Origin of the sequence: Vitiosangium sp. GDMCC 1.1324, from assembly GCF_003044305.1 — a bacterium.
Classification (GTDB): Bacteria; Myxococcota; Myxococcia; order Myxococcales; family Myxococcaceae; genus Archangium.
Window position 1 is genome coordinate 646,426 of sequence record NZ_PZOX01000004.1, and the last position, 24,555, is coordinate 670,980.

A 24,555-nucleotide genomic window follows, 5' to 3' on the forward strand; every position below is an offset into this window, starting at 1 on the left:
GTCGTGACGATGGTCATTCCCCTGAATGCGGCGGGCAGCGCCACTCAGGGAACTGCCCCCTCCAGTACCGAGGAACAAGGCTCCTCCCAGAGCATGGAATCCAATTGCATGCAGAGCGTGGAGTCCGAAGTCGACACCAGCTCGGAACCTGATCCGTCCATGCTTGCCTGCAACTGCGCCATTGGCGAGACCTGCAACGGCGTGAAGCTCTACAGCCAGCCCTGTGGGACCCGGGTCTGTGGGAAGGACAAGTACTGGTACACCTGTACCAACTGGAACTGGCAGAAAGAAACAACCCCCTGTAGCTGCTAATGCATGGATGGCAGGAGCCCATGTTCGCAGGTTCATGTGAAACATGGGCCTCTGCGGGCTCGACCGAGCTCAGTCGAGCCCGGTCTTCCCGCATGGTGGAATCTCCGTGAGGTCAGTCGTCGACACCGACGACGATGCCGGCACCGAGCCAGGTGGCGAGCAGCGTGCCGGCGCGGGTCACGCCTTCCTCCTCGCCGAGATGTGCAACCAGCGTGTCGCACAACGCGCCAAAACGATCGTCGTCGCGCAGGCTGAGCAGGGCCGCGTGCTCCACACGGTCGATCCGCTTCAGTCGCGAGGTGAAGTCGCATCGCCAGACGACAAGGCCGCCCGGCGCGTCGAGCATCTCGCTCTTCGGCGCCTCGACCGCGTCCTGCAGGGCCGACCAGATATCGTCCGCGTTGGTGGTAGCCACGCGCTGGCGCAAGCTCGGGGTCAGGCGCAGGCGTGCCATGTCCCAGTCGACCCGCAACAGCTCGTCGTTCGAGGCTGGCGTGGCATCGCCTGCGACGAAGGCTTCGGACAACGCCCACTCGATCCAGGCCAGTTCGTGTACGTCGGGGTTGTGCGGAAACAGCGCGAGCAACGTGTCACCGAAGTCGCCGCCGTAGGCATCGAGCGTCCACGTGCGCGGCGGACGGCTGTTGATATGGGTGATCGCGGCTTCGCGGAAGGCGTCGTCACCGATCCAGCGGCGCAGTTGCGGGTAGCTCGCTTCCAGGCAGCCGAACAGTTGGGAACGGTAGTTGTTCTGGTAGACCGCCAATCCGGTGGTCGCTCGGTCGCCGAAGCGCCGCGCCGAATCGTCGGAGGCGGTGACCAGCCAGGCGCGGAAATCGCGCTGCAGTTCGGCGAGGTTCATGCGACCTCCAGCATGCGCTGCGCCCGGCCCTGGCCGATGCCGCGCGCGGTGTTCAATTCGTCGAGCAGTTCCGCCAGCGGAGGGATCGAGTCGTCGCGCTCAATCATCGTCGCCACGGGTCCGACCCGCGACATCGCCGTGGCGTAGAGCGACCAGACGTCGTCGCACACGGGCTGGTCGTGCGTGTCGATCAGCAGTTCCGGTCCCTGGGTGTGACCGGCGAGGTGGATCTGCCGCACGCGATCGGCGGGAATGCCGCGCAGGAACGCATGGGCGTCGAAACCGTGGTTGCTGGCGCTGACGAAGACGTTGTTCACGTCAAGCAGCAGGCCGCAGCCGGTGCGCCGCGACATCTCGGCGAGGAATTCCCATTCGCTCATCGACGCGCAGTCGAAGGCGATGTAGCTGGACGGATTTTCGAACAGCATCGACCGGCCCAGCGTCTCCTGCGCCATGTCGATGTTCCGGCAGACCATCGCCAGAGCCTCCGCGGTGTATGGCAGCGGCAGCAGGTCGTGAACGTTGAACCCGTCGATGCGCGACCAGCTCAGGTGATCGGAAACGAACAACGGCTCGATCTCGTCCGCCAGTGCTTTCAGGCGACGGAGGTAGGCGCGGTCCACGCCATCGGCCGACCCGATCGACATGGACACGCCATGCAACGCCACCGGGTGCTTCTCGCGCACCTGGCGCAGGATGTGACGCGGCTGGCCACCGTCGACCATGAAGTTCTCGGAGATCACCTCGACGAAGTCGACCGGCACATCGGTCTCGAGGAAATCGCGGTAATGCTCCTTGCGCAGGCCGAGGCCGTAGCCGGAGAAGCTCGGGGGTGGCGTGAACATGGCGTTGTTCCTTGCTGCGAGAGGGGGCGGGACCGGCCAATCGCCGGTCCCGCGTGGCGCTTACTTCGGCTCGGTCAGCGTGCCGCCGGCGGCCTTGCACTCGCTCGGCGTCTTCACCAGAACGCCCTGGCCCTTGCAGCTGTTCAGGCCCTTGCAGTCGTTCTTGGCGGTGGCGCAGAGGCTGCTGCCCTTGCAGGTGTTGATGCCATAGCAGCGACCCGGCTGCTCCTTGGCGGGAGCCTTGTCGGCGGCGCTGACCGGCGAGCCGATCGAGGCGACGGCGAGGGTGGCGAGCGCGGCGGCGGCGGCGAGGCGGGTGCGGGACCTGGTGGCAATGGTTGTCATGGTGTGTCTCCTTCGTGGTGGGCTTGGGTTGACGGGGTTGTGTAGGGGGTGGTGTTTACTTGACGCTCTTCGCTGCTTCCTCGATCACCTCGGCGACCTTCTCCGGTTGCGAGATGTAGACGACGTGGCTGGCTTTGATTTCGGTGACCTTCGAGCCGGCGCGCTTGTACATCCAGCGCTGGAGGTCCGGGCTCAGGGCGCGGTCCTCGGTGGCGACGACGCCCCAGGTCGGCTTGGTGAGCCATGCGGCGACCTGCATCGTGGCGCCGAAGGCGGCGGTGGTGGCCGGCACCTGCGAGACGGCCATGAAGTCCGTGCGGTTCTTCGTGAGGTCGCCGGCGAAGTCGGTGCCGTACTTGCTCTCGTCGAAGAACAGGTGCCCGTCGCGGGTGGGCACCACGTCGTTGCTCGGCGACGGCATGGACGCGACCAACTGCGACAGGCTCTCGCCGACGTTCGGCTGCACCGCGGCCACGTAGACCAGCGCCTTGACCTTGTCGCGGTTGCCCGCCTGCGTGATCACGGCGCCGCCATAGCTGTGGCCGACCAGCACGACCGGGCCATTCTGTTTGCGGACCTGCTCGTGGGTCAGCTCGATGTCGTCGGCCAGCGTTTCGATGCGCGGCTGGACGATGCTCACGGTGTAGCCTTTGTGGATCAGGATGTCGTGCACGACACGCCAGCCCGAGCCGTCAACGAAGGCGCCCGGCACGATGACGATGTTCTTCACGCCTGGCGGGGTCGGTGCGTCGGCGGCGAAGCCGACGGCGGAGCCGCCCAGGGCGAGCGCGGCGATGGCGATGGTGAGCGGTTTGCGCATGGTCAATCCCTGTAGTGGTTGGGTGATGGAATGAATGGGGAAGCGTGGGAATCGGGCGGTGTTCAGCGGAATGGCGCTGGCTCAGACGAGGGCGAGCTCGACGTTGATGTTTCCGCGCGTCGCCTTCGAGTACGGACAAGTGCGGTGGGCGGCCTCGATCAGGGCCTGGGCCACCTCGCGGTCGAGGCCCGGCAGGCTCACGGTGAGGCGGGCCTGGAGGAAGTACGCGCCTTCGCTAGTGCCGAGGTCGACCTCGGCGTCCACCGCGGTGTCCTTCGGCAGGGCGACCTTGCGCTCGCGGGCCGCGAGGCCCATCGCACCGATGAAGCACGCCGACCAGCCAGCGGCGAACAACTGCTCCGGATTGGTGCCGAGGCCGGTGGAGCCGGGCGGCGAGAGCTTCACGTTGAGGTGGTTGTCGGAACTGCGCGCTTCGCCGTCGCGGCCCCCGGTGGTGTGGGTCTTGCCGGTGTAGAGGACGGTGTCGATCTGTGCCATGGTTGGGTTTCCCGTTGCGGTTGATGACTGCGCCTTGGGCGCGTCGGCTGTCGGTCAGCCGATGTGCACAAGAAACCGTCGTTGCGTATCCCGGGTGTGTCGTGGCGGGCGCCGAAGGGCATCGGAATGTGTAGCGTCCCCGGCCGGATACAGTCGGATACAATCCCGCCCGCATCCCGCTGCGGGAAAGGCGTCAGAGAACTCGAGACGAGGGACCCGAGCGAGAACAAGGCTCGCCGTAGACGGGCAACCGACCGCTCTTCAAGTCTTTCTGAGGACTTGGCTCTGGCCCTTCACCTTCGCTTCCAACCCTGCGCTCCAATCTCTCCAAGAAGGTGGGCAGGCTCGTGGACTGGAGCGGCAGCTTCTGGGAAAGGCGTTACCCGGCTGAGCCTGTCCTGGACGACACGGCTCTGGTAGGCCGGCTGCGCTACGTGCTGTCCCATGGCGTGAAAGAGGGGCTGGTGGAGAAGAGCGCCGAGTGGCCGGGCCTCACGTGTCTGCCTCAATTGCTGGGGCCGGCGCGACGACTGTTCCCGTGGTTCAATTGGACGAAACGCTGGAGCAAGAGGGGGAGCGAAGACAAGGCAGGAGTGCAGGAACTCTTCGCCCAGGACTGGCCCGAGCACCTCAAGCGCAGCCCTCGGCCTCTGGGGCATGCATCCTCGCTCCAGGCGCTGCGCGAGTTGAGTGAGCAGTACCTTTCCTTCGTCGCGGCTTTCCGAGAGGCAGCCGCTCGCTGGATGCGTGGGGACTTCTCTGCGCCCTTCCCGCCTTTCTCCTTCCTTCCGCGTGTGGTGCCAGAGCGCGTCGCTCGAATTCTTTGACTCCCTCTCGGAACACCCTCTCGGCTCAAGTTCTTTGACACCCTCTCGGGGTCCCGAGCCGGCAGCGCGCTGGAGTACACGCCGATGACTGTCAGACCCGCGCCTAGAATGGGACGCTACATATGAGCCATGTTCAATCAAGAGCCCTCCTCCTTGCGATAACCATGACACTCCTCCCGTGTGCCTCCTTCGCCGCGGAAATGCCCAAGGAACTCGCCACCAGGCTGAGCGACGCGAAAATCGACGAGGATCGCTTTACGGCCCTTTGTGCCGAAGCTGTCCGGGCCGCCGATCCGGAGGCGACCGTGTCAGTCGTCGCCCCGTTCAAGGTCGCCGTTACCAGCCAGGGAGCAAAGCTGATGGTTGGATTCGAGAACCCCTGGCGAGCTTCGCCGGGTAGCAGGGCACAGGCCGTTTGGAACCATGTTCAACAGCTTCGGGATGTGGTCCAGGCTTCACTCGGCAAGGTAATGGGTGAGCTGTCGGAGATCGTTCCCCTGGTGAGGGGCGAGGTCGAGGCATCCGTGCAGATGATCAAGGCGGGCAAGTACAACCAGATTGGAGAAAGGCTCGCTGGCGATCTGTGGGTCATCTATGCGTTCAACAAGCCCACCCACTTCATGCCCGTGACCGATGCGGACCTGAAGCGGCTGAAGCTGGAAAGAGCACAGCTTCGGGCGACCGCTCTGAAGAACCTCCGGCAGCAGATTCCGCCGGTCGAGAAACGGGGGGGCGCTGGTACCTGGATGTTCATCCTTCCCAAGACGGGCGGGAACTTCGAGGCAAGCTTGTTGCTGTTCGATGAGCTCTGGGATGGGAAGTCAACAGAGAAGGAGGGCGACTTCGTCGTCGCCGTTCCCGCACGAGACATCCTCCTCGTTACCGGGTCACGGAGCAAGGCTGGGGTCGAGAAGGTCAGCGCTCTGGCCGCTGAGACATTCGCCGGGGGCGACCACCCGATTTCCAAGCAGGTGCTTATCCGGCGGAAGGGGAAATGGGAGACCTTCCAGGCGCAGTAGTAAGGGAGTCGTGGCAGGTACGCGGACGGAGTTCGCCGCCCGCGAAGCTGGCCCCGGCCCAAGGGCCAGCGCTGCTCTCCTGGAGTTGTCATCCCCTCTGCTCCAGCCCTCCCACCCTCCATTGGCCTCCCATTCGCCCGATGCGTCTTTCGGTGCGGGCATGCGGCTCCAGCATTCTTCAAGCCACGTTCGAAGCGTCAGCCCTCGGCAAGTTTGCGCTGAAACCACGCCCGCAACGCGATCACGTCCTCGCGCTCGCTCAGCTCCGGCGCGGACACGAAGTGGTACGTCGCGCCGCTCAGCGCTTCACGAAACGGCCGGACCAGCAATCCTGACCTGAGCGCGTCGTCGACGAGGACGATGCTCGCGATGACGACCCCCTGACCTGAGAGAGCGGACTGCACCGCATGGAGGCTGTCGCTGAAGCGCGGACCCACTTCAGTATTCACGCCGGCGACTCCTGCCTCGGCGCACCAGCGGCTCCAGGTCGGCGGTGGGCGCGGCACCCGCTGGCCGTCGACATGGAGGAGCGTGGCGCGGCGCAGGTCGCTCGGTCGCGAGACTCCGAGCCGGGGACTGCACACGGGAGAGAAGGAGTCCGCCCGCAGGACAGTCGTGTCGACTCCGGCGTAGGGGCCTCTGCCGTACCGGATTGCAACGTCGACCGCTCCCGCCTGCAGCGGAACGGCAGCCCCGCTCGTGTGCAGTCGGAGATCGACCTCGGGCAGAAGCTTCCGCAGCTCCTCGAGCCGAGGCACGAGCCACTGACTCAAGAAGCCCGTGGTCGCGGAGAGTGTGAGCGCAGGGCGCGACCTCCCCGGCCGAAGGCGCGATACCGCTCGACTGATCTCGGCGAAACCCATCACCACGGCATCGAGCAGCTCTCTCCCGGCGGGTGTGACGGCCACCGATCTCGGTGTGCGATCGAGCACCCGGACGCCGAGCTCGGTCTCGAGCTGTCGGATCTGGTGACTGATGGCGGTCGGCGTGACGAAGAGCTCGGCCGCTGCGGCCTTGAAGCTGCTGTGACGCGCGACTGCCTCGAAGGCCCGCAGCGCTGCCAGCGGAGGAAGATCATACCGGGTCATGCTGAGCTCTTTTCATCTCAGGGCTGAAAACATCGACTTTGCGCCAGACGCTCTACCGAAACTATACCCTTTCGCCGAATAAAAGATGAGCAGCACTCATCCACGCGGGAGCGAAGCACATGACGGAATTGGTAGCGGGGCTCATCGACGTGTTCGCGGATGCGCCTCTGAACGGAAATCCGCTGGCCGTGGTCGAAGGCGGGGACGAGCTGCCGGACGCGACGCTGCGGCGGGTCGCCGGCGAGTTCAACCAGGCGGAGACGACGTTCCTGCTGAGGAGCACGCGCGCGGACTGGAGGCTGCGCTCCTTCACGGCGAGCGGCGCGGAGATCTTCGGCGCCGGCCACAACGCGCTCGGGGCGTGGCTGTGGCTCGCAGAGCGAGGCCTCCTCGGTCGGCTCGACCTCCCGCGGACGTTCCACCAGGAGATTGGCAACGACGTGTTGCCCATCACGCTCCAGCGCCGCGACGGGCGTGTCTTCGGGAGGATGAAGCAGGCTCCCCTGCGATTGGGTCGACCCTTCGCGGACGTCTCTGCGCTCGCCGCAGCGCTCCAGTTGAACGATGCGGACGTTCTGACCCGACCTGCGCCCCGCGTCGCGGACACAGGTGCGGGTCACCTGATGGTCCGGGTTCGCGACGCCGCGTCGGTGGACCGCGCAAGGCCCACCGCGGACGTGCTCCTCAAGGTGCTGCGTGATGCCGAAGCCGAGGGCTGCTACGTCTATTCCTTCGACAGCGCCGCGCCGGGCTCAGCCTATGCGCGCTTCTTCAACCCGACGGTGGGGCTCTGGGAAGACGCGGCGACGGGCACCGCGGCCGGCCCGCTTTGCGGCTATCTCGGCGCGGAAAATCTCCTTGGACGCGAGGAGGGCGCGCTGCTGGTGGAGCAGGGCGTCGCCATGGGACGCCGAAGCCTGCTGCACGTCCGGCTTACGCCCGAGCCCGAGCTGTCTGGCAGCGGGGCCGTCGTGCTCCGCGGCACGCTTCGCGTCCGATGAACTGGGCTCTTTCGACACCCATTGATGCGGCGGGCTGCTGCGCCGACCGGCCGGAGAAGGTGTCAAAGTGTTTCTGACTGCTCCGGCTCCGTACGCCTGCACGCCTTCACCTTCGCTTCCAACCACTTCCACCTGCTGGTGTGGGCGCGCGGTGCCTCCCTCTCCTCTGTAATACCTCGCCGTCACGACGTGGGACGGCGAGGTATTACGATCAACAACGGCGCAGCACGAGATTAGTGCCCGGGGGAAAGGAACGAGCCGAGCTGCGCCTTCAATTGCTCGAGCGCGACCTCCTTGTTGGCGAACACCGAACGCTCACTGTAGACAAGGACTCGCACGACGCTGGTGCTGCCCAGCGCCGCCGCGAGACAGGTTCGCACCGACTCGGGCAGCATCGGAGACGCGGGGTCGAAGGTGATTTCGACCCAGGCCGACACCTCCCGTGGAACGTCCGAAGGACGCCGCCGCAAGTGATCCCCCCCACGCGGCATGCGCATCTGGATGGCTGGGGCAAGCTCCTGGAGTTCGACTGGGAGGTACTCAGGGTCAACCGGCATGCACTGATTCTCCTCTTGAGAGACTGAGGGCGCTTCGCCACGACCATGGGGGCGGCATCCCAGTGGATGCGGTCCCCCAGGCGGTAGTAGGGCAAGTCCCCGACATCACATAAGTTCGAGTTTCGCAGTTTCGAGCGGTCGGGATGAGCGAGCGGAGGGTGAGCTGGTGAGTTGTGTAGCCCCCGCTCCCGGTGGCGCCTTCCAGCTCGCCTGAAGACGGCGCGGGGGAGCGAAGCTGGAGCGAGCAGGGGCAGGACAAACAGGGTCGACAAAACCTTCTCCTGCTCCTACCCGGCTCCTTGAAGGCCGCTGCTCGAGCGTCGCTAAAAGTGCGAAACTCGAACTTGGTCATCAGCGGCTTCTTCGCCGTCTGCATGGGCTACCTCCACTTCTTCGGCGCTCCGTAGCAGACTCTCCCTCTCGGTCGAGTACCTGCGCCGCCACGTTCGCGCCCGCCAGCCCCACTCACGGGTGCTGGAGTCCCGGGTCGAGCACCGTGCGCCCGCGAAGCCCACCCGAGGCCTGGCGCCAGGTCCACCGGGAGCGCACGTCCGTGTCGGGCAGCAGACCCCGCAGGAGGTTCTCCAGCCGCTCCGGCATCTCTTCCTCCGATTGCATGATGCTGAGGGTGTCCAGGAAGGACAGGCGTCCCATCCTGCGCAAGTCGTCCGCGCGCCACGGCTTCAGCGGGAGGCTCATGTCGAGCGCGAGGACCCGCAGCGACGGCAGGCGCGTGGCGAACTCCACCAGGGCATCGATGCCCTCTTCGGAGAAGTCATTATCCTTCAAGCTCAGCACGCGAAGCCTGGGCGCCCCCTCGATGCCACAGCCGTGCGAAGGGGGCGGGCGTTGAAGCCGGGGGCATGGGGCCGTCCTCGTGGTTGGGGCCGTGTGGCATGGGGGCGGGCTCACGGAGTCGTTCAGGGGAGTACGTCATCACCGTGGCCAGGCCCAGCATACGGGAGCAGGTCATCGTCCCTGACGCGACCGTGACTGTTCGTGCGACTCCGTGTTCGGAAGGGCTCGGCGGGACCTCGACAGAGGACGGCGTCTCCCCCGAGCGTCGTGCTACATACGGCAGCCATGTCCACCGAGCGTCCCAAGTACGATCCCTCATCCATCGAGCCCAAGTGGCAGGCCCGCTGGGAGCAGGAGAAGACCTTCGCAGCCCGCCGTCATCCGGGCCGCCCCAAGGCGTACATCCTCGACATGTTCCCCTACCCCTCCGGCTCGGGGCTCCACGTGGGCCACCCGGAGGGCTACACCGCCACCGACATCGTGGCCCGCTACCAGCGCATGCGCGGCGTGGACGTCCTCCACCCCATGGGCTGGGACTCGTTCGGCCTCCCCGCCGAGCAGCACGCCATCGAGACCGGCACCCACCCCGCCCAGACCACGGCGAAGAACATCGCCACCTTCAAGCGGCAGCTCAAGTCGCTCGGCTTCTCGTATGACTGGTCGCGCGAGCTGGCCACTACCGACGAGGCCTACGTCCGCTGGACACAGTGGATCTTCCTCAAGCTCTTCGAGCGCGGGCTCGCCTACCAGGCCGAGCTGCCCGTGAACTGGTGCCCCGCCCTCGGCACCGTGCTCGCCAACGAGGAGGTCATCGACGGCAAGAGCGAGCGCGGTGGCCACCCCGTGGTCCGCCTCCCGCTCCGTCAGTGGACGCTGCGCATCACCGCCTACGCGGACCGCCTGGCGCAGGAGCTCCAGGGGCTCGACTGGCCCGAGACGAAGGAGAAGCAGGTCCACTGGATTGGCCGCAGCGAGGGCGCCGAGGTGGACTTCGCCCTCGAGGGCCGCGGCGAGAAGCTCCGCATCTTTACCACGCGCCCGGACACCCTCTTCGGCGCCACGTACATGGTCATCGCCCCCGAGCACCCGCTGCTCGAGTCGCTCACCACCCCGGAGCACCGGCAGAAGGTGCTCGCCTACCGGGACTCGGTAGTCAGCAAGAGCGACATGGATCGCACGGCGCTCACCAAGACGAAGACGGGTGAGTTCACCGGAGCCTACGCACTCCACCCCATCACCGGGGCCCGGCTGCCCATCTGGGTGGCGGACTTCGTGCTGGGCTCCTACGGCACCGGCGCCATCATGAGCGTGCCCGCGCACGACGAGCGCGACTTCGAGTTCGCCCGCGCCTTCGGGCTGCCCGTGGTCGAGGTCGTCTCGCCCGACGGCCAGCTCCACGACACCGCCTCCTGGGCCGAGGCCTTCACCGCCGAGGGTGTCGCCGTGCGCTCGGGGTTCCTCGACGGCCAGCGCACGCCCGAGGCCAAGGCCACGATGAGCTCCCACCTGGAGCAGAAGGGCCTGGGCACACGCCGGGTGCAGTACCGCCTGCGCGACTGGGTCTTCTCCCGCCAGCGCTACTGGGGCGAGCCCATCCCCGTCTACTTCCCCGTCGAGCTGCCCCCCGGCTCCACGGATCCGCGCAAGCATCCGCACACGGTGCGCTACGACCAGCCCATCGCCGTGCCCGAGAGCGAGCTGCCCGTGCGCCTGCCCGAGCTCGAGGACTTCAAGCCCTCGGACGACCCCGCGGGGCCGCTGTCGCGCGCGCTCGACTGGCGCTTCTTCCAGAAGGACGGCAAGTGGTTCGCCCGCGAGACGAACACCATGCCCCAGTGGGCCGGCTCGTGCTGGTACTACCTGCGCTTCCTCGACCCACACAACACCCAGGCCGCCTTCTCCCAGGAGGCCTATGACGCGTGGATGCCCGTGGACCTGTACGTCGGCGGCTCCGAGCACGCCGTGCTCCACCTGCTCTACGCCCGCTTCTGGCACAAGGTCCTCTTCGACTGCGGCGTCGTCTCGCACCCCGAGCCCTTCGGCAAGCTCGTCCACCAGGGGATGATCCTCGGCGAGAACAACGAGAAGATGTCCAAGTCGCGCGGCAACGTCGTCAACCCCGACGAAGTCGTCCAGCGCCACGGCGCCGACTCGCTCCGCGTCTACGAGATGTTCATGGGCCCCCTCGAGGCCGTGAAGCCCTGGCAGACCCAGGGCGTCACCGGCGTCCGCCGCTTCCTCGACCGCGCCTGGAATACCCTGGCCTTCGTCCGCGAGGAGCCCGGCGCCGCCGAAGCCACGCTCGACGAGGAGACGCTCCGGCTGCTGCACAAGACGGTGAAGAAGGTCGGCGAGGACATCGAGGCCCTCCGGCTCAACACCGCCGTGAGCGCACTGATGATCCTCACCAACCGGCTCGCGGATAGTCCTCGCGTGCCGCTCGAGACGGCCCGGACGTTCGCGCTCCTGCTGTCGCCCTTCGCGCCCCACCTGGCCGAGGAGCTGTGGGAGCGGCTCGGTGCCACCCAGAGTCTGGCCTACGAGCCCTGGCCCTCCTACGACCCCGCCCTCACCGTGGACGATGTCGTCGAGATGGGCGTCCAGGTGAACGGGAAGATGCGCAGCAAGGTGAAGCTGCGCCGCGATGCCACCGAGGCCGAGGTTCGCGCCGCCATCGCGAATGACCCCAACGTCCTGGCCCACACCCAGGGCAAGACGGAGAAGAAGTTCGTCTACGTCCCGGGCCGCATCATCAACCTGGTCGTCGGCTGAACGGCCTCGGGGGCTCGGGCCCAACCTGGGGCCCGTGGCCCCCTCACCCCGGGGAATGTGTCATAGGACTCGTTTCGGCCCCCGGGACGGAGTCCTCGCCGCTTACGAGTCGTCTGACACCCGGCCTGGGGCTTGGCGCTCAACACCACGCGAGCTGCGCTGGCCCCTGGGCCGGGGCCAGCTGAGCGGGCGGAGAGGGCAGTGCCAGGTGCTCGAAAAGAGCGCGCCCCCCACGGGGAGCCGTCAGGCATGCCAGCTCCTGGTGCCTGCCTCCACACCGGGCGCAGATGACCTGTGCGCATCGGGCAACGGTCCAGAACACTGATGAAGCCTTCAACCACCTATCAACTTCCCTTCAAGTTCCTGGTGTCCGAGGGGCCGCTCTTTGGCGCCGGCATCTCCACTCGCGTCAGCCTGACGGTCGCCGGACGTCCTGACATGGACGACGTTCGCCCGTTACTTCACGCGAAGCTCATGCACTTCGGCGTTCTCTGCGCGACGGGCGCTTTCGGCGTGGTGCCGCCCCAGGGCTTCGATCCCATGACGCCGTTGTTCGAGTCGGCGGAGGAAGGGGAGGAATTCCTTGCCTGGACGCTCACGGGTTGGCCTGCCGGCGACGATGCCGTTGCGGTGCTCGCAAGTCTCTTCATGAGTGGCGACGTCGCCCCTCTGTTGGAGCGCGTCGAGATATCAGCCAAAGGCAAGACCTGCACGAGTGTTCTGCCGCTGGACGGGCGTGTGGAGCAGTCGTATCCCCCAAGAGCCACGCTGCCTTTCCCGAACCACATTTCGCATGAAGGGCAGGACAAGTTCGAACTGAATCTGTCATTCAATGGCTCGCCGCCGGACGAAGGGAAAGGCGAGATCGAACAACTGTTGCTGCTGTGGGCTCATGCAGCGTCGTCCGGGGCTTATGGTGTTTCGCCGGTGGAGCCTCTGAAATGCTCATTCCAGTTCTTGGAAGAGGTGGACTGGTTTGGTGATCGATTGACCTGGCACATTTCGCGGTTCCGCGCGCACGCCGATGCCTTGGACGGCCTGATGAATGTGTGCGGGACCATCCATGCCAGGTTGTGGCCGATCGTGGCATGCAAGATCGATTGAGCCACTTGTTCATCAAATAGGGCTGCAAGCGCTAAGGATTCGACATGCCCAATTGGACAACGAGGAAAGGGAAATAGATATGACAAACGCAAAATCTAACTCAATCATCAAAGACTCCCTGAGAGTCTTCCAAAAGACAGTTGAAAATCCCTACTCCCAAGACGCTCTCGAGCAATTTGAAAAGATAAACAAAACCAAAATCCCAGAAGAACTCAAGAGTTTCTTCACCGAGCATTCTCGAGTTGCGGTTCCTGATGATACGGACTCTTGGGAAAGTCTTTGTCTTTTCGTAGAGCCTCTGGGCCTGGATCAAATGTTTCCGGGACTTTTAGAATGGTTGGATCGGAGCTGGGGCGGACGACCCGAAATTGAATCCAGCTTTCAGCCGCAAGAAATTGAAGAGATCAATTCCAAGCTGCGCTGCTTTGGTTTTTTCAAAATTGATGATGAGTCTTATGATTACTTCGTCTTTGATCAAAATGGAAAAACCTATGTTCTCCATTACCATCAAGATGAGTGGGGGAAATTCGAAAAACTACTCAAATCAAAACCAGCGCCTCAGGCCATTGAAGAATTGCTGAAGAATTTCTTGGACAAGGTTGTTCAAGACCCCGATGCGGAAATAGTCGACACCGATTCGTCGAATGAGCCCACGGAAAATCCAACCCCGACGCCAAGTCATGACGATCTTTTGAATCAAAAAATCTCGGCCCTCGCATCAGCCGGTGACGCGGAAGGGATTTTTAACTTGTTAGTCTCGTGGCCCCACAAAACTGAAGCCTGGTACCAATGCTTGAACGGACGACTTTTAGCTCCATCAAGCACTAACGAACAACGCAAGATCTTGAAGCAGTTGATCAAGGAATTTGAAAAGGCGAATTCGGCCTTGAAGCCCTTCTCCAGGTGGAGTGCATGAAGGCCGCACGGGGTGTCCTCTTCAGCATGGCCCTGTTCCTCCTCGGAGCGGGGCCCCCATCCATGAAGCGCGAGCCCGTTCCCGTGGAGTGGACACATCCCGCTCCGCTCTACTGGCCGCAGTGCAAACCGGGCAGCACCTTGACCCGGCGCCACCTGCCCGCGGGAGGGGGAGCGCCCTTCGTGGAGCACATCACGCGCATGCGTCCCGACAGTGACTTCCGGGCGGAGCTGCGTTCCGAGCGAGTGCAGAGCGATGGGACGCGCAGCAAGCAGTGCTGCTCGATGGAGTTCGAGCCGTCGCTCTGGGGAAATGGCCTGGTCCTCTCCCAGCAATTCCTGCGTCGGGACGTCCTGGAGGTCGGCGGGAAGCGTGTGGATGTAGAGGTAACCCAGCGCATCTCCTCCTACGGCGGTGACATCATGTGTGGCACCCGCCCGGAGCCGTGTCCGGGTGTCAAAAGGGTGGAAGAGGTGTGGCGGCGCGTTGGAGCGCCACCCGCGGAAGGGCCGCTTCGTATCCGCGTGGATCTCAAGCCGTGGCTCTCAGGTGAGGTGCCTTCATCCTGCCGCCCTCCCACGAAGCGGGACCCCGATGCCGACGGCATGGTGGACACCCGGCTTGCGTTGGCCATCGACGTGAAGGTCGTCATGGACGAGCGGGTGCACGATTGCATCCGGGTGAGGATGTGGTCTGAACGCCCCCCCCTCTCGAATCGGTGGAGTGCCCCAGTGTCCTGGGTGGCTTCGCGATGTTTCAGCGCGGGAACAGGGAGGATGCCCTCGAGACGATCGAGGTGCTCTCCTTCAAGTGTCGCCAGCGAAAGTGAAGCTCCCTATCGGAAGACGGAGAGGGCCGTTTCGTAGGTGCCCACATGGATGTCGGCGCCGAAGGCCTCGAGCACCTCGGGCCCCCAGGGAATGTGTCATAGGACTCGTTTCGGCCCCCGGGACGGAGTCCTCGCCGCTTACGCTCCCATGCCGCGCCGGGTACACACCGGGTTCTGTCTGAGCGTCACTGCCTGTGCCTTGGGCATTGCGTGTCTCCCTCGGCTGTGCCTGCGGATGTGTCAGGACGTGTCAGCGACCGGGGCGCCGCGGGGCTTCACGCCCGTAGGTGCGGAATGGCTCCAGGATTTGCGCGAAGTAGGCGGTGGGATAGTCCGGCTGCTTGCCGATACCGAGCTCCTCCGTGGTGAAGCGCTTCTTCGGATCGGCGGTGAAGGTGCCGAGCAGGCAGTCCCAGAAGTGGGTGAAGAGGCCGAAGTTGACGTCGCCGATGCCCGCCCACTTGAGGTGGTGGAAGCGGTGCCCCTCGTTGAGGGCAAGGACGTAGCGCAGGGCGCCCATCCGGTAGTCCGCATTCGAGTGCTGCAGCAGCAGCTGGATGGCGGTGCAGAACGCCAGCGCGGTCGCCACGTCCTCCGGCAGGCCGATGAGCACCAGGGGGAGGACGCCCACCGTCATCTCCAGGGCCTGGTGCACCGGGTGCTTCATCAAGCCATTGAAGCCATAGAATCGCTTCACGCTGTGGTGCACGGCGTGGAAACGCCAGAGCAGCGGCAGCTTGTGGCTCGCGAAGTGGGTGAGTGTCACGCCGAAGTCGAAGACGAGGAGGGCGAAGAGGAGCTGAAGCACAAATGGCCACTGCCGCGGCCAGAGGTCCGCCACCGTCACGAGAGCGGTGATGAGCGGCAACGTCGCGAGGCTGACGAGGTTGGCCACCTCGTTGACGACCGCGTGTAGCACGTCGCGAAGTGCGTCGCCGTGGGAGCGGTTCCACTCCACCTCATAGGGGATGATGTGCTCGACGAGGAACGAGAGGCCCACCGCGCCGAGCAGCAGGGCGAGCAACCATCCCCTGGGCGCGTTGCTGGCGATGAGGTGCACCGCTGCGCCATTGGCTCCGAGGAGCAGGAGCGGCGCATAGCCGTAACGCAGGACTGTGTGGCGGATGGACCCGGTGACAGGCGAGGCCGGGAGGCGAGCCGCGGTGGGAGTGGTGCTCATGCCCACGACCCTGCCGCGACCGTCCTCCTCGGGCCTTGTATGAACTTGCTACCTCGCTTTGCCCATGACGCGGCTGTAGGTGGTCACGACGCTGGAGCAGGCAGGCGGCTATCCGCTCCCCGCTGCCTGAGCCCTCAAGCAGGTGGGGCATTGGTGTAAGGGGTTGAAATCACGAGGTCTTCGAGATTTCGCGCACGGGTGTCACGCCCTTGCGCGCTGAGTCGTCTCCCGGGCGAAAAACAAGGAGACGTCATCATGCGCGTTGTCATCCTGGGTGGTGGTTATGCGGGACTCATCTGTGCACTTCGGCTCGCGCGGCGCACGCGCGGGCAGGTCGCGGTCACGCTGGTGAGCGCGAGCCCGTGGTTCGTGGATCGCATCCGGTTGCATGAGCGGGCGGCCGGCTCGGAGCCGGTGAAGCGTGAGCTCGCCGAGATGGTGGCGGGCACGGGCATCACCCTGAAGATCGGCCGCGTCACCCGCATCGACCCGCGAGGCGAGGTCCTCCTCGGCGACGAGCGGCTGCCGTTCGAGCAGCTGGTGGTGGCGCTCGGCTCCCACGTGGACCTGGACGGAGTGCCGGGAGTCCGCGAGCACGCCTTCACGCTGGACGCCGCCTCCGCCGCATCGCTGTCCGAGCGCCTCCCCGCCATCGCCGCCCGCAAGGGACGCGTGGTCGTCGTCGGTGGAGGCCTCACGGGCATCGAGGGCGCCAGCGAGCTCGCCGAGGCCCACCCAGGCCTCCAGGTGACGCTGCTCTACGCCGGAGACCTGGGAGGCAACCTCTCCGAGGCCGGACGGGAGCACCTGCGCCGGAGCCTGAACCGGCTCGGCGTCACCCTCGAGCAGGGGAGGGTGAAGCGGCTCCAGGCAGGCTCCGTGGAGCTCGAGGATCGCAGCGTGCCGTTCGATGCCTGCCTATGGGCCGGCGGCTTCGTCGCTCCGGAGCTCCTGCGTCAGTCGGGGTTGTCCGTGAACGCACGCGGACAGGTGCTCGTGGATTCGTACCTGCGCGCGCTCGGGCACGAGAACCTCCACGTCATCGGTGACGCGGCCGCGCCCGTCGATCCTCCTTCCTCCATGCTCATGGGCTGCAAGACCGCCATGCCCATGGGGGTGTACGCCGCCGAGAGGCTCTCGCGACTCTCGCGGGGCCAGGACTCGGAGCCCTTCGACTACATGGACGTGGCCTTCTGCATCAGCCTGGGGCGCCGGGACGGGCTCGTGCAGCCCTACCGTCATGGCTCGCCGACGGGCTGGGTGTTCCGCAACCGCCTGGGCGCCTGGCTCAAGGAGGCGATCTGCCTCGGCGTGAGCTGGACTCTCGCTGCCGAGCGCAAGGGCCTGAGCTTCTACGCCTGGACCAAGACGGGTCGGAAGCTCTCGCCCCCGGCGGCGCAAGAGGGGAGACTGGCAGCATGACGGACGGAGCCCTGGAATCCTTCGAGGCCCATCGGCCCTCGATGATCGCCATCGCCTACCGGATGCTCGGCTCGGTCGCCGAGGCCGAGGACATCGTCCAGGAGGCGTGGCTGCGCTGGGAGGCCGCGGGGCGCGAGGACGTGCGCTCGGATCGGGCGTTCCTGTCGACGGTGGTCACCCGGTTGTGCCTCGACCGCCTCAAGAGCGCGCAGGTGACGCGCGAGCAGTACGTCGGGCCGTGGCTCCCCGAGCCCGTCCGCACCGACACGCAGGTGGATTCCGAGTCGATCTCGCTCGCGTTCCTGGTGCTGCTCGAGAGCCTGTCGCCCGTCGAGCGCGCCGTGTACCTGCTGCATGAGGTGTTCGGGTACAGCCACTCCGAGGTCGCCGAGATGGTGGGCAAGGAGGAGGCCGCGTGCCGGCAGATCCTCCACCGCGCCCGGGACCACATCCGGACGCGGCGGCCGCGCTTCGCTCCCTCCAAGGAGTCGCATGAGCGGCTGGTGACGGGCTTCATGTCCGCCTGTCTCAGTGGCGATCTGGAGGGCCTCAAGAACCTGCTCGCCCATGACGTGACGAGCTGGGCCGACGGAGGTGGCAAGGTCCGGGGCGCGTCGCGCAACCCCGTCCATGGCGCGGACGCCGTGGCTCGCCTGTTCCTCGGCATCATGAAGAAGGCCCCGGCCGGAATCGTTCCAGAGTTCGCCGAGGTGAATGGCTGGCCCGGGTTGGTGCTGCGGTGGAACGGCGCCGTCTTCGACGTCATCTCCTTCGAGACGGATGGCGCTCACATCCACGCCATCCGCTCGGTCCTCAACCCGGACAAGCTCGCTCGCATCTGAGCCGCATCGCGCGGCCGTGGACATCTCGACGGTGCAAGAGTTGCCACCTGTGCAACTCTTGCACTCCCCGCCCGGCGTCCCCCGAGCAATCCTTGCATGGATGCGGCCCCATCTCCCCCGGGGCGACTCCCGCCAGCTGGCACTCCCCTTGCTCTCGCGTTCCTCGGAGCCCAATCCGGGGCACTGAAGCATCCAGCGTTCGAGGGAGAAATCATGAGAAGTCTCCATGTCTTGGGTGTCGTCACCGGCCTTTTCTGCGCGGCAGTGCAAGCGCCCGTCGCCAGGGCAACGCCAGCCAATTTCAAACCCCCACTGCCCGCGGACCTGGCCCAGGGAGTGGGCGAGAGTCTCACGTACTGGCACCCGGGAGTTCCCCACAATCACTCGGTGGTCTCCGACGGGGAGAACCCGTGGCCCGACATGCTGAGCCGCTACCAGGGCATGCCTGGCATCGATTGGGCCGCGATGACGGACCATTACCCCTCCCGCTATGGCGGGTTCTGGATGGACGTACAGGAGTACGGGGATGAGTACGACAGCATCCGGGACAACTGGCAGAAACAGGGCTTCGCGGGGGTGCCAGGGATGGAGGTCACAGAGGACGGGGCACGAAGAGACGGCTGAGGTGATTCGGGAGATTCACGACCACGGCGGGTTTCCCATCATCGCCCATCCCTATGATGACGTGGATGGCAACACCACGATGCGGGGGCAGGTCCTCGCGGAGGTCCTGAAGACGGATCTGGCGACTCGCATGCCCTTCAGCATGGAAGTCATCAACAAGGAGATGGAGCCTCAGGACAGGGTCTCCATGACCTTGTGGACCCAGTTCCTGCTGCAAGGAGCGCGTGCCCTGCCCACTTTTGGCCGCGATGCGCACAGCTGCAATGGGGAAAACGGAGCGGACCCGGTGAGCGATGCTGGGGCGACCGTCCCCTATGCGAAGAGCCTCACCATGACGGGCATCGTGGAGGCCTTGCGCGCGGGCCGCTCCTACATTTCGACCGGCGCGGGCGTGGCGCTCTGGGTCCGGCCCGTCAACCCGGACCCCAGCATGCCCCACGACCCGAGCGACTACCGTTGGATGGGTTCCGTCGTCCCCCTCACCCTCTCGGGAGCCTCGCGTCTGTGGGAGGTCGTCGTGACCGTCAACGCGCCTGTCACGAGGCAGCTCCAGGTGAAGGTGGGGCGGCTCGGGCTGTCCAGCGAAACCGATCTCCTCAACCAGACCGTCTCTGGGACGAGGGAGATCGTCATCCCCCTGAATGTCGACAGGGACCTCTATGTCCGGGCGCAGCTCGTTGACGCGAGTGGTGCCGACAAACCAATCAATGAAGCCTATTCATCGCCCATCTGGTTCGACGTGCCGTTGCCGTAACCGGGATGTGCCAGGGCCCGGAGGGGCGGGCGGGGACCCACTCGTCGGAGAGGGAGATGGTGGGGCGCGGCCCCCTGCACAGGAAGCCTCACAGACGGAAGACGAGAACGTCCTGATCCCCGGGGCTCATCCACACGATGGCGTCGAGGCTGGGGAAGTAGATCGCCCGGCGCCGCGCGATGCCGCTCTGCAGTACGGGCGCGGCGTTGGCGAAGGTCTTCGGCCGCAGCGTCGCGGGCGTGGTCTTGAGGTCGAGCTCCAGCCAGGTCATGCCGCTGTTGAGCTTCGTGTACACCCAATAGACGTCCTCGGTCGGCACGTAGACCATGCCGTGGCCGTCGGTGGCGTGATCGGTGTCGGGGAACGAGGCGAGCGACAGGCCACCTTCGTACTTCCACGTCGAGCCCGACGAGAGCACGGTGTGGGTGGCCACATCGTAGCGCTGCCAGCGGCCAGGTGAGGCGTAGTACCCGGCGCTGTTCGGTGGCACGAAGATCGTCACGATGTCGCCTTCCTGCGTGTAGGCGCCACCGCTCCAGTCCCAGCTGCCCCAGGTCGCGCGCGGGGCGAGCCAGGTGTCGGTGCGCAGATCGTAATCGGCTGCGAAGGGGCCGCCGGAGCCACAGGAGCCGATCACCAGCTTCGACTCGTGGTCGAGCACCGCAATCACCTCCTCCGTCAAGGCGTAGGAGTCACCGTCGGCGCGCGGGTGCGTCTTGATCGTCCACTTGTGGCTCGCGAGTGAATACCGCCACAGCCGGCGGCAGGCGACGATCAGCTCGTTGCTCTCGGGCACGTAGATGAAGCCGTCGTACACGTGCCGCGCCGTGGGGTTGCCCATGGGGTTGCTTTCGGTGCGATCCCAGAAGATCTCGTCGTAGTACCAGTGGTCGCGCTGCGCCCAGGTCCCTGCGTCGACTTCGGCGTCGTAGGCCGCGCGAGACTCGGGGCAGCCCGCGAAGGTGCCTGACTCGCGGTACGCCTGGCTCCAGAGTCTGGTGTCGCTCGGCATGTGTTCGATCGACCAGCGCATCGAGTCGAGATCGAAGCGGTAGATGCCGTTGTTGCTCGAGTCGCTGTGACCACCGCCGTGACGCCACAGCCGGCGGCCGGCGAGGTCGAAGGCCGGCGCGTTCCACGCTTCGGTGACGCCGCTCCAGCCCATGCTGCCGTAGTCCCTCCACCCAGGAATAGCGGCCTGCACCTGCGCACCGAGGCCTTCGAGTTTCGTGCCCGCGACGCTCACCCACCGGCCGTGCGGCACCAGCGCCCAGCTCGATTCGTTCACTCGGCCGTCGCTGTCGCGCCCGGGCGTCCACACATCGTTGATGAACGTGCCGGGCTGGGTGCCGTGACCCCAGCCAGGGGAGTCGCCGGCATCGCGCACGCCTGCATCGACGCCACCGTCGTTACCTGCGTCGAGCGATTCGCCCGCATCGCTGACGACAGGGCCCGCGTCACTGGAAGTCCCCGCATCGGACGACGTGACGGAACTCACACATCCCGAAAGAGCCAACAGCGCGATCAGCCATCGTGACATGGCGAGCAGTGTAAATGGTTCAGCGGCTGACGAGTGAGCGGGAAGCGATGGGGACTTTGATAACAAGTCCGTCCAGCGAGGCATGTTGCGCCCGGCCTCAGGGTTCACCAGATTGAGCCGTACGATGGAGGCTCTCTACCGTGGCTACACCCTGAGACGTGCCAGGCCCGAGGAGCTGGCGGCGCTGCCGGATGTCGAGCAACTCGCGGGGCAGCAGTTCCTCCACTCGCCACATCCCTTCGCTGCCCAGATGCCGGTGCAGTCACTCGAACAGCTGAACGAGTACCAGCGGCACGGTGGCGCATGGGTGGCCGTGACGAAAGACGGGGACATCGCGGCCTTCGCTGTGTGCAAGGAGGTGGATGGCGCGCTCTTCATCGCTGAGCTGTCCGTGCACCCGGCCCATGCTCGGCAGCGGCTGGGAGGGGCTGTCCTCGGGCTCCTGGGACAGTGGGCCCGAGGGCGGGGCTACCCGGCGCTGCTGCTCACCACGTTCCGGGATGTGCAGTGGAATGCGCCCTACTACCAGCGCCTGGGCTTCCGCATCCTTCGGAACGAGGAGCTGGGGCCCGGGCTGCGCGCCATCCGCGCACACGAGACGGAGCTCGGCCTCCCTCCCGAGAGCCGCGTCTGCATGAAACGCGCGCTCGATGCACCCCTCGCCACGGAGTCCGGCACTCGATGAGGGACAATCGGCTCGGTACGTCGCGGGGCTCGCCTGCTTCGCGCATTCTGGCCCCCTTCTCGCGCACGATTCATCGACGCGTGCAAGGGACAGGACGGCTGTGGTAGTCCGCCCCATGAGCCAGCCGCGCAGGCACCCGGCGGCTGCTGTGACGAGCGCGATGGAGGCAGAGCCATGGGGACGCACGCGAACCCGAGGCGGTGGGCGCCGCCGCCGGAAGTGGAGCAGCAGCTCAACCAGGACCGCGAGCACTTCCGCAAGTGTCTCGACTACCTGAGGGAGCACGCAGCAGGCGAGCTCGAGGGCTTCTACGGCCCCGGCAGCATGACCTGGGAGCTCTATCGCGAGCCGGTGATCCTCCTCGGCGGACTGCGCGCCATCCTGCTGCAGATCGCCCATCCAGCGGTGGCCCACGGCGTATCCCAGAACAGCAACTTCCGGGGTGACCTGCTCGGCCGTGCGCGACGCACCTATACGGCGATGTACCAGCTCGTCTTCGGTGGCCTCCGCGAGGCGATGGGCGCCGCGAAGCGGGTCCACAGCCTCCACAGCCGAGTCTACGGCTCACTTCCGGCCGGCGCCGACCCGCACGGTGACGGCCGCTATCGCGCGAACGATCCCACGCTGCAGCGCTGGGTGCTCGCCACCCTCATCGACGGCGCCATCCTGGTCTTCGAGACATTCGTGCGGCCGCTCAGCATCGAGGAGAAGCGCCGTTACTATCAGGAGACGCTGCTCGCCGCGGCGCAGTTCGGGCTCCTGCCGGAGCAGGTGTCGCCCACGCTCGAGACCTTCTACGAGTGGTACAACCAACAGCTGGCGGGGGATACGCTGCGCGTGGGAGACACGGCGCTCGAGTTGGCGAGCCTGCTCTTCAATTCGCCATTCACCCGGGGACAGCTCGATGAGTTGCTCACCGCCGGCCTCCTACCGGAGCGCTGGCGCGAGGCGTACGGACTGGCCTGGGGACCGGGAGAGCAGCGCGCGTGGAAGCTCCTGAAGGGCGCGATGCGCCGGGCCATCAACCTCACCCCGCCAACGCTCCGCTCCGTCACGGCCTGGCATCAGGCTCAGCTGCGGCTGGCCCTGGCTCGAGGAGAGCGGCCGACGGTCATGGCCCGGGTGCTGAACACCATCGACTCCTACGTCGACGTGCCGTTCAGCATCCGGCCGGTCGCGGTGAAGGTCCCAGCGGACGACAAGGATTGAGAAACCCACTCCGAGGCGGTCTGGGTTGACGGCCGCGAACGCACGCGAGGAGTCATGCCCGCGGCGATGCGCGAACAATCAGGCGAAAGCCGGCGTGCACTACGTTCTCATCGAGTGAGAATGCCTATGCGTTTCCTGGCACGGCCCTCGCTGATTCTCTCGGCTTATGGGAATTGCATCGCTCCGTCTTCACCTGGAGCGAAACGACTTTCTCTGAGGGAGGGGTGAAGGACGGCGCGTTCCGCAAAGGGGCAATGCGCTGGTGGTTGATGGTCGAATGAAGTCGAAAAGACACAGGCGATTGCTTATACGAGCGCGGACTTTTCGCTGAGGCTCACGAAGCCCGGCTGCGGCCGAACCCCGGCCTGCTTGGAGGCACTGCTGAAGCGCTCGTACACCCTGGTCTTCCCCACGCCCGCCCTGTATTGGCTCGTCGCCGGCATCGTCATGATCTACCTGGTGGCGGCGGCGATCCTCGCGCCCACATCGCTGCACCTGCTTCCGCGGGGGGTGATCGAAAGCCTGCTCCGACACAGCTTCGGGTTCCTCATCCTGCTGTTTGGCATTCCCTGCGGCGTCTACCTGATTGGCTGGCGGGCCAGTGACATCTTCGCCTGGATGCGCGCGCCACGCTCGCTGGAGCTGGACGACGAAGGCCTGCGCGCCGCCAACACCCGGATCGCGTGGAAGGACGTGAGTGCGATCATCGAGCAGCACCAGCACGACCGGGTCGTCCTGCGTCACCGCAACGGGCTCTATCGGCTGCGGCTGAACCTGTGGAGCGACGCGGAGCACCTGCACCGCAAAGTGACCACCCATGTTGTGTCGGGGCTGCTGGACCGCGTGAACCGTCAGGTCGCTGCGGGCCAATCAGTGCACTTTGGTCCGCTGACCCTCAACGGCGCGGGGCTGACACACAAGGGGCGGTTGATGCGTTGGGAAGAGATCGAGAGCATCCGCCTCCAGGACGAAGAGGAGCAAGGCGTGGCGACCCGCGAGCTGGTCATCGTCACCCAGGGCAAGCTCCGCAAGATAGACGAAGCGAAGATCGTCAACGCGCCAGTTCTGCTGGCCTACCTGTCAGGCCGCCGAGGCGACTGACTTCAACCCCACCACTCACAGGCATCACATCATGCAAATCTATAGCTCCGCTCAGACGAAGAAGAAGACGGAACAGCCACATGCGATCTACTACTCCCGCACCAAGCTCATCTCCGGCGCCGTAATCTGGACGCTGGGTATGGCCTTCTTCGGCCTGCTCACCTATCGATTGAGGGCCGAAACCGGTGCGATGCTCCTCACCGGCCTGGTGACGTTTGGGGCGATCAGGATGTTCTTCAACTGCGTCCGGCCCCTGGGCAGCCTGGACAAGCCAGCGCTCATCATCGGCAAGGATGGCATCCGTTTTGAGGACGGCCTGCTGATCGGCTGGGACGACATGCAGGAAAACGTCTACCTCAACCAGACGTACATGGGCATTCCGATCCTCAAGATGGTTCAGATCAAGACCACCTTGGACAAGCCCAAGGTCAAGAAGATGCGCGTTGCCGCCCTGGCCCTCGATAGCGACGAGTACCTGGCGCTCTGTGACAGCTACAGCCAGGGCGCGACCCCGTCAGCCACGCGCTGACACGATTGCACATCATTTCTGCATGAGGCATGGCCAGGGCCTTGCCTCCTTGTGTCCCGGCGGTGCCGTACGAAGT

General features: G+C 65.6%; 24 protein-coding genes. 14 read left to right on the forward strand and 10 right to left on the reverse strand.

Features of this window, described 5'->3' with window-relative positions; all coding sequences use genetic code 11:
- The first annotated feature begins 108 nt into the window (after positions 1-108).
- The gene (locus DAT35_RS15495) at positions 109-312 is read left to right on the forward strand and encodes a hypothetical protein (protein ID WP_158501716.1); all 204 of its coding nucleotides are present in this window, start codon (positions 109-111) and stop codon (positions 310-312) included.
- 112 nt (positions 313-424) lie between these two features.
- On the opposite strand, the gene DAT35_RS15500 is transcribed toward DAT35_RS15495, so the two are convergent.
- The 5 genes from DAT35_RS15500 to DAT35_RS15520 form a co-directional block, all read right to left on the reverse strand.
- Entirely contained in the window at positions 425-1,174 is a 750-nt protein-coding gene (locus DAT35_RS15500) for a DNA-binding domain-containing protein (RefSeq protein WP_108067754.1), read from the reverse strand.
- Positions 1,171-2,019: a DUF692 domain-containing protein gene (locus DAT35_RS15505; RefSeq protein ID WP_108067755.1), complete on the reverse strand. Its 849-nt coding sequence runs from the start codon at positions 2,017-2,019 to the stop codon at positions 1,171-1,173. The genes DAT35_RS15500 and DAT35_RS15505 overlap by 4 nt, the downstream gene beginning before the upstream one ends.
- Positions 2,020-2,079: 60 nt before the next feature.
- On the reverse strand, positions 2,080-2,364 hold the full coding sequence (locus tag DAT35_RS15510; protein ID WP_108067756.1) for a hypothetical protein: 285 nt from the start codon (positions 2,362-2,364) through the stop codon (positions 2,080-2,082).
- A 55-nt stretch (positions 2,365-2,419) separates the two neighbouring features.
- Complete coding sequence (locus DAT35_RS15515; protein WP_108067757.1) at positions 2,420-3,184, reverse strand: alpha/beta fold hydrolase; 765 nt, start codon at positions 3,182-3,184, stop codon at positions 2,420-2,422.
- 81 nt (positions 3,185-3,265) lie between these two features.
- Positions 3,266-3,682 carry an organic hydroperoxide resistance protein gene (locus DAT35_RS15520; RefSeq protein ID WP_108067758.1) on the reverse strand — a complete coding sequence of 139 codons (417 nt, stop codon included), beginning with the start codon at positions 3,680-3,682 and terminating at the stop codon, positions 3,266-3,268.
- Positions 3,683-4,631: 949 nt separating this feature from the next.
- Between DAT35_RS15520 and DAT35_RS15530 the strand changes: the two genes are divergently transcribed.
- Positions 4,632-5,528 (forward strand): DUF1444 family protein, encoded by an 897-nt coding sequence (locus DAT35_RS15530; protein ID WP_108067759.1) that lies wholly within the window; start codon positions 4,632-4,634, stop codon positions 5,526-5,528.
- Positions 5,529-5,725: 197 nt separating this feature from the next.
- On the opposite strand, the gene DAT35_RS15535 is transcribed toward DAT35_RS15530, so the two are convergent.
- Positions 5,726-6,616 (reverse strand): LysR substrate-binding domain-containing protein, encoded by an 891-nt coding sequence (locus DAT35_RS15535; protein ID WP_108067760.1) that lies wholly within the window; start codon positions 6,614-6,616, stop codon positions 5,726-5,728.
- Between the two features lie 119 nt (positions 6,617-6,735).
- Between DAT35_RS15535 and DAT35_RS15540 the strand changes: the two genes are divergently transcribed.
- On the forward strand, positions 6,736-7,617 hold the full coding sequence (locus DAT35_RS15540) for a PhzF family phenazine biosynthesis protein (RefSeq protein ID WP_108067761.1): 882 nt from the start codon (positions 6,736-6,738) through the stop codon (positions 7,615-7,617).
- 233 nt (positions 7,618-7,850) lie between these two features.
- Here DAT35_RS15540 and DAT35_RS15550 read toward each other — a convergent pair whose 3' ends face one another.
- Together DAT35_RS15550 and DAT35_RS15560 are read right to left on the reverse strand one after the other, a co-directional pair.
- A complete protein-coding gene (locus tag DAT35_RS15550; protein WP_108067763.1) occupies positions 7,851-8,174 on the reverse strand; it encodes a hypothetical protein in 324 nt (107 codons plus the stop codon).
- A gap of 465 nt (positions 8,175-8,639) precedes the next feature.
- Positions 8,640-8,972 (reverse strand): hypothetical protein, encoded by a 333-nt coding sequence (locus tag DAT35_RS15560; RefSeq protein WP_108067765.1) that lies wholly within the window; start codon positions 8,970-8,972, stop codon positions 8,640-8,642.
- Positions 8,973-9,257: 285 nt separating this feature from the next.
- On the opposite strand from DAT35_RS15560, the gene leuS reads away from it, so the two are divergent.
- From leuS to DAT35_RS58155, 3 genes are all read left to right on the forward strand, one after another.
- Positions 9,258-11,744, forward strand: coding sequence for a leucine--tRNA ligase (leuS, locus tag DAT35_RS15565; protein WP_108067766.1), 2,487 nt, complete (start codon positions 9,258-9,260; stop codon positions 11,742-11,744).
- A 324-nt stretch (positions 11,745-12,068) separates the two neighbouring features.
- Entirely contained in the window at positions 12,069-12,848 is a 780-nt protein-coding gene (locus tag DAT35_RS15575; protein ID WP_108067767.1) for a hypothetical protein, read from the forward strand.
- Positions 12,849-12,927: 79 nt separating this feature from the next.
- The gene (locus DAT35_RS58155) at positions 12,928-13,764 is read left to right on the forward strand and encodes a hypothetical protein (RefSeq protein WP_146209725.1); all 837 of its coding nucleotides are present in this window, start codon (positions 12,928-12,930) and stop codon (positions 13,762-13,764) included.
- Positions 13,765-14,843: 1,079 nt separating this feature from the next.
- Here DAT35_RS58155 and DAT35_RS15585 read toward each other — a convergent pair.
- Positions 14,844-15,773, reverse strand: coding sequence for a sterol desaturase family protein (locus DAT35_RS15585; protein WP_108067769.1), 930 nt, complete (start codon positions 15,771-15,773; stop codon positions 14,844-14,846).
- Positions 15,774-16,028: 255 nt separating this feature from the next.
- Here DAT35_RS15585 and DAT35_RS15590 point away from each other — a divergent pair, with 255 nt between their 5' ends.
- From DAT35_RS15590 to DAT35_RS15605, 4 genes are all read left to right on the forward strand, one after another.
- A complete protein-coding gene (locus tag DAT35_RS15590) occupies positions 16,029-17,195 on the forward strand; it encodes an NAD(P)/FAD-dependent oxidoreductase (protein WP_108067770.1) in 1,167 nt (388 codons plus the stop codon).
- Positions 17,192-18,037: an RNA polymerase sigma-70 factor gene (locus DAT35_RS15595; RefSeq protein WP_108067771.1), complete on the forward strand. Its 846-nt coding sequence runs from the start codon at positions 17,192-17,194 to the stop codon at positions 18,035-18,037. Before DAT35_RS15590 ends, DAT35_RS15595 begins: the two co-directional genes overlap by 4 nt.
- Before the next feature lie 213 nt (positions 18,038-18,250).
- The gene (locus DAT35_RS15600) at positions 18,251-18,661 is read left to right on the forward strand and encodes a hypothetical protein (protein ID WP_108067772.1); all 411 of its coding nucleotides are present in this window, start codon (positions 18,251-18,253) and stop codon (positions 18,659-18,661) included.
- A gap of 1 nt (position 18,662) precedes the next feature.
- Positions 18,663-19,415: a CehA/McbA family metallohydrolase gene (locus DAT35_RS15605; protein ID WP_108067773.1), complete on the forward strand. Its 753-nt coding sequence runs from the start codon at positions 18,663-18,665 to the stop codon at positions 19,413-19,415.
- 88 nt (positions 19,416-19,503) lie between these two features.
- On the opposite strand, the gene DAT35_RS15610 is transcribed toward DAT35_RS15605, so the two are convergent.
- Entirely contained in the window at positions 19,504-20,913 is a 1,410-nt protein-coding gene (locus DAT35_RS15610; RefSeq protein WP_158501717.1) for a hypothetical protein, read from the reverse strand.
- A 166-nt stretch (positions 20,914-21,079) separates the two neighbouring features.
- Here DAT35_RS15610 and DAT35_RS15615 point away from each other — a divergent pair, with 166 nt between their 5' ends.
- From DAT35_RS15615 to DAT35_RS15630, 4 genes are all read left to right on the forward strand, one after another.
- Positions 21,080-21,640, forward strand: coding sequence for a GNAT family N-acetyltransferase (locus tag DAT35_RS15615; RefSeq protein WP_158501718.1), 561 nt, complete (start codon positions 21,080-21,082; stop codon positions 21,638-21,640).
- 174 nt (positions 21,641-21,814) lie between these two features.
- Positions 21,815-22,849, forward strand: a complete 1,035-nt coding sequence (locus DAT35_RS15620) for an oxygenase MpaB family protein (RefSeq protein WP_108067776.1) — start codon at positions 21,815-21,817, stop codon at positions 22,847-22,849.
- Between the two features lie 369 nt (positions 22,850-23,218).
- Positions 23,219-23,950, forward strand: a complete 732-nt coding sequence (locus tag DAT35_RS15625; RefSeq protein ID WP_108067777.1) for a DUF6585 family protein — start codon at positions 23,219-23,221, stop codon at positions 23,948-23,950.
- A 31-nt stretch (positions 23,951-23,981) separates the two neighbouring features.
- On the forward strand, positions 23,982-24,479 hold the full coding sequence (locus tag DAT35_RS15630) for a hypothetical protein (RefSeq protein ID WP_108067778.1): 498 nt from the start codon (positions 23,982-23,984) through the stop codon (positions 24,477-24,479).
- Positions 24,480-24,555 lie beyond the last annotated feature (76 nt).